This window comes from Thermoflexus sp., from assembly GCF_025055495.1.
GTDB lineage: Bacteria > Chloroflexota > Anaerolineae > Thermoflexales > Thermoflexaceae > Thermoflexus.
This window is the reverse complement of the sequence record NZ_JANWXB010000194.1, coordinates 1-5,600: the sequence shown is the minus strand read 5'-3', so window position 1 is coordinate 5,600 and position 5,600 is coordinate 1. Positions and strand designations below refer to the sequence as shown.

Genomic DNA, 5,600 nt, shown 5'->3' with positions numbered 1-5,600 from the left:
GGGCCTTCGTGGAGGTGCTGGGCGCGGATCACAGTGGGGCAGTCCTCTGGGAGAGGGGACGGGACTATGGGATCGTGGTGGCCGAGTATCCTCCCCAGGGCTTCCCGGGCGTTCGCGTTCAGGCCGACAACGCTTTTACCCGCCAGGTGGTGGAGACCGGCGAGCCTCAGTGGGCCTTCGATGTGCTCCAGGATGAGCGGATGGAGGCCACAGGGCCTCTCCTGGCCAGCCTGGGCATCCGGTCCATCGCTGTGGTCCCCCTCATGGCACGAGGCGAGGTGATCGCCACCGTGGGTCTGGACTATATCCAGACGCATCATCGGTTCAGGCCTGAGGAATTGCGCCTGGCGCAGACCATTGCCCAGCAGGCGGCCGTCGCCCTGGAAAACGCCCTTCTGTATGAGCAGGCTCAACGGCAGGCTCGACGACTCCAGACCGCCGCGGGGATCTCCCGGATCATCGTCAGCGTCCTGGACGTGGAGGCACTGTTGCAGCAGGCCGTGGATCTGGTGCGGGAGCGCTTCGATTATTACTACGTAGGGGCTTTCGTCCTGGATCCCTCCGGCGAGTGGGCGGTTCTGCGGGCGGGGACGGGGGAGGCTGGCCGTCAGATGGTGGCCCGCGGGCATCGCCTGCGGGTGGGCGGGGAATCCATGATCGGCCAGGCCTGCGCCCGCAAGCGGCCTGTGATCGCCCAGGATGTGAGCGAGGCGGAAGCCCGCTATATCAACCCCCTGCTTCCCGACACCCGCGCGGAGATGGCCTTGCCTCTGATCGTGGGCGATCAGGTCCTGGGCGCTCTGACCATCCAGGCGGATCGCCCTCACGCGTTCTCGCCCGAGGATCTCACCGTCCTGGGCACTGTGGCGGACAGCCTGGCGGTGGCGCTACAGAACGCTGTCACCCTGGAGGAGTTGCGTCGTCATGCCCGGGAAGAGGAAGCATTGAATGAGTTCGTTGCCCGGTTGCTGCAGTCCAACACCGTGCAGGGGCGTCTGCAGGCCGGCTTAGAGATGATCGCTCGCTTAACGGGCATAACGCCCCTGACGGTGTGGATTGGACAGGGACCTGACCGCAGGCAGGATCCCAGGGCTTGAGTTTCGTCTCCCCGTTGCATGTATCAGTTTTCTTTGCACGTCTCGAGTTGCTCTGACGAATCCGAATCAATCACTAAACCAGGAGGGTGAAAGCCATGAGTTCGCAAATTGACTTTCAGACTCATCTTCCCAATCCGGGGCGTGTGTATGACTATGTGTTGGGAGGATCTCACAATTTTGAAGCTGATCGACAGGCGGCGGAATTCATGATCAGCTTGGTGCCTTCCACCCGCAAGTGGGTCCGGATGTTGCGGGCATTCTTGCAGGAGGCCGTGCGATTGCTGGCGGAAGAGGGCTTTGATTGCTTCCTGGATCTCGGGTCGGGCTTGCCCACCATGGAGCATATTCACTCCGTCGTCCCCCATGCCCGCGTCATCTATATTGATATTGATCCGGTAGTGGTGGCATATGGGCGAGAGATCCTGCAGGATAATCCCCGAGTTCGATATCTCCAGGCGGATATGAAGCAGCCGCAGACCTATCTGAATGCACCGGAGATCCGGGATCTGTTTGGGGATCAGCGTCGAGTGGCAATTGGGTTCAGCGGCGTCTCTCCCTTCTTCACCGCCGATGAAATGCGGCGAGTGATGCATGAGCTTTACGAATGGGCTGCCCCAGGAAGCAAGATGTTTGCTACATTTGAGACCAAGGAGCCCGGAAAAATGACGCCGCGCCTGGCTCAATTCCTGGCGATGTTTGAGCAAATGGGCCAGCCCTTCTACTTTTACACTTTCGAGGAGTGCCAGGAACTGGTTCGCCCCTGGCAGCCGGATTGGCGAGGCTTCCAGCCGCTGGTGCGCTGGTTGAACCTTCCGGATGACTACATTACGGAAGAGGATCGGGAGGGCGTGGGCATTGAGTTTTATGGGGTGATCCTGGAGAAGCGTTAAGTTTTACACCTCATAGGCTATCAACGGGGGGCGACCCCGGCAGCCTCTCGATCTTTGATTCGGTGATGGGTTGGGGGAGCTTTGCTTTCCAGCTTTGTTCAGCAAACCGAAAAATTCGGATAGGGTTCGATCGCAAAGGCCAGCAGTGGAAAGGGACGGAAGATCAGAAAGGAGGCGCTGATGGAGAAACCGATCCTTGATGGGATGTGGTGGGATCGCCATCGCCTTTCTCTGACCCAGGAAGTCCTGAACGTCCTTCGGCAACGTATGCTGGACAACACAGGTGTGATGGCTTCGTATCAAGCGCTTTCGCCGCTGGCGGAGCGCTTGATCGCTCTGGTCGAGGGTTTCCTGAGCGGAGCAATGGAGATCAAGGAGGCGCAGACATGGGCCCGGGAATGGGGCTCTCAGGGAATGGCGATCTCTTCGCTCCTAAGCGCCTTCGAGCGAATTCGCGAATACATCCGGAGGACGGATCCCAGCCTGTATGTTGAGAGCATTCCCCTTCTAGTCGCTCTCGAGGAATCAATGGTTTGCGGATTGAGCGAGGGCCGGGAGCGCTACATGCTCCAGGAGCACGAGCGGATATCGAGGGCCTACGTTGTCTCCCTGGAGTCCTCACTGCGGGAGAATCAGGCCCTTCGTCGCCGCATCGAAAGGCGGCTGGACTGGACCTTGAGGGTCTTGCAGATCATCCCCCGGATCTCTATGGCCCAGAGGGTTCAGGAGGTGATCGACAACCTGGTGGAAGGTCTTCGGGCACATCTGGGCTTTCCCTTCGCGCTGTATCATCAGGTATATGCTCACCGCTATCAGGTTGTCGCGCGAGAGAGCGAGCGATTCCCGGAGTCCTTTGAATGGGATCCGGGGGATTCGGAGAAGGGAGAGCTTGGATCCTTCAGGATCATAAGGTGCGTTCTCCCCGCCCAACGACCCTGGATACCTGATTTTCCCATGCGCCATTTGGCCCTCGTGCTGGATGTAGGGCCGGATCTAAGCGAGGAGGACGTGGAAGACCTGTTTAAGATTCTGGGCCAGGCGGTGGTCCTGAGCGTTGAGAATGCCTTCCTGTGGGAGCGCACGCAGCAGACCCTGTATGAGCTGAGCGTTCTCACAGGCCAGTCGATGGCCGAACGATGGCTGGCCCCCGGACGCGATGCTGGATACGTTTTTACCGGGCAAGGCATCCAGGAGTTGAGGGAGCAGCCTTCTGGTGGTGAGCGTCTTTCTCTGAGGTTAGGGGCTACGGAGATCGGCTTTCTTCAGATTCCACACGTAGATCTTTCACCCGACACCCGGGCGTTGCTCAACCGTCTCGTGGAATCCTGGGCGATTTTGCTGGAAGCAGCCTCGCTTCTGGAACAAGCCAATCGAAACGCGCGTCGTCTGCAGGCGGCTGTCGAGATCGCCCGCGAAATGGTCGGCAAGCTCGATCCGGAGCTGTTGATCTCTCATGCAGTTGAGAGCATCCGCCATCATACTGCTGCGATCCATGTCTCGGTTTATTTTGCCTCGGATCATCAGGTCTTGGAGCTTCAGGCATGCGATCCCTGCGCAGAAGCTCCCACACATTTCCGGAAATTAGGAATAGACGAGATCCCCGAGGTAGCTATAGCTCTGGCCGAAAATCGAGTGGTGGTACGGGAGAATTTTTCCGCTCTAACCACCGAGCCTTCGATTTTCCACTCGGCCGCCCGTTCCGCAGTGCTTGTTCCTATTCTTAGGGGACCTGGAGGGTCAGGCGGAATTCTAGTGATTGAGGCCGCTCAGCCGTATGGGTTTGACAAAGAGGACGTGGCGGTTTTTGAGTTGATCGGCGAGCTTTTGAGCATTTCTCTGGAAAGCGCTCGCCTGCATCAAGAGCAGAAGCAGACAGCGGAGCGCCTGCGGGAGCTGGACCGGCTGAAGACCCAGTTCATCGCCAATATGTCCCACGAGCTGCGCACGCCGTTGAACTCCATCATCGGCTTCAGCCGGGTGATCCTGAAGGGCATCGACGGGCCGCTGACGGAAGCCCAGCGGCAGGACCTCACGGCGATCTACAACGCGGGGCAGCATCTGCTCGGCCTGATCAACGACATCCTGGATCTCTCCAAGATCGAGGCCGGTCGCATGGAGCTCCATTTCGCCGAGGTGGATCTGCGCGAGATCATCCGCGGCGTGATGTCCACGGCGGTCGGCCTCACCCGCGACAAGCTCATCGAACTCCGCCAGGAGGTTCCGGAGGATCTCCCGCCGGTCTGGGCGGACGCCCAGCGGGCTCGCCAGGTTCTGCTCAATCTGGTCTCCAACGCCGCCAAGTTTACCGATCAGGGCTTCATTGTGATCCGCGCCCGATCCGACGATCGGTTTGTGACCATCAGCGTGCAAGATACAGGGATCGGGATCCCGAAGGAGAAGCAAGAGGAGATCTTCCGGGAGTTCACCCAGGTGGAGAGTGGAACCACCCGACGTCACGGCGGGACCGGGCTGGGCCTGGCCATCGCTCGGCGTCTGGTGGAGTTGATGGGCGGTCGGATCTGGGTGGAGAGCGAGGTGGGGAAGGGATCCACGTTCTATTTCACACTCCCCCGGTTTCGTCCCCTCCATCTGGCGGAGCCCCGCTCCGGCCGGCCGGTGGTCCTGTGCGTGGATGACGATCCGGGCGTGATCACCCTCTATCGACGCTATCTGGAGAAGCACGGCTTCGAGGTGGTCGGCCTTACGGATGCCCAGGAAGTTCTGGAGGTCGTGCGGCGGATTCGCCCGGATGTCATCACGTTAGACATTATGATGCCGCAGAAGGATGGCTGGGTTGTCCTTCAGGAATTGAAGACAGACCCGGAGGCCCGGCGGATCCCGGTGATTATCTGTTCGATTGTCGATGAGCGGGGACGGGGCTTCAGCCTGGGGGCGGCGGAGTATCTGGTTAAACCCTTCACCGAGGAGGAGCTGCTCGAGGCGATCCAGCGGGTGGATGGCCGCCCCGGGCCGCTCCGGGTCCTGGTGATCGACGACTCAGAGGCCGACCGCCAGCTCATCCGGCGGGTTCTGGAGCGCATGGGCGGCTATCAGGTTCTGGAGGCCTCCGGGGGACAGGAAGGAACCGCCATGGCGCAACGGGAGCGGCCGGACCTGGTGATCCTGGATCTGATGATGCCGGAGATGGATGGTTTCATGGTGGTGGAGGCGCTGAAGGGGGATCCGGCGACCCGTTCCATCCCGATCATTGTGTTAACGGCCAAGTCGTTGACCCAGGAGGATCGCCAGCGGCTGAACGGGCGGATCGAAGCCCTGCTTCAGAAGGTCGGGGTGGACCCCGAAGCTCTTCTCGCTGAGATCGTAGAGGTATTGCGGCGGCCTCGCCCTTAATGGTTGCGCTTCTCGGAGGGGCGTTGGGGACGGGCGTGGCCATCTCGGAGGGCTTGGCTGCTTCGAACATCGTTGCGAACCCGTGATTTGGGGCGACTGGGCAGGTGGCTTCGCCGCTCGCTCGGTCACTCTAAGCCTCTTCCCCACCGTTTCATGGCGTATTGCTTTGTCCCTTTTTCTTTGGGGGGGTTTGGGGGACGGTGCGTGGGGCCTTGGACCCTCGCACCGTCCCCGAAAGATTTTCTTCTCTTCTCTCCTCCCC

3 protein-coding genes are annotated in these 5,600 nt (G+C 60.3%); all 3 read left to right on the top strand.

Annotated features, from left to right (window positions below; translation table 11 throughout):
* Window positions 1-1,097 (top strand): GAF domain-containing protein (locus NZM16_RS06635; protein WP_295479447.1); only part of this gene is annotated, 1,097 nt, incomplete at its 5' end.
* A gap of 95 nt (window positions 1,098-1,192) precedes the next feature.
* Complete coding sequence (locus tag NZM16_RS06630) at window positions 1,193-1,987, top strand: SAM-dependent methyltransferase (RefSeq protein ID WP_295449835.1); 795 nt, start codon at window positions 1,193-1,195, stop codon at window positions 1,985-1,987.
* Between the two features lie 180 nt (window positions 1,988-2,167).
* Complete coding sequence (locus NZM16_RS06625) at window positions 2,168-5,338, top strand: response regulator (protein ID WP_295479444.1); 3,171 nt, start codon at window positions 2,168-2,170, stop codon at window positions 5,336-5,338.
* The last annotated feature ends 262 nt before the right edge of the window (window positions 5,339-5,600 follow it).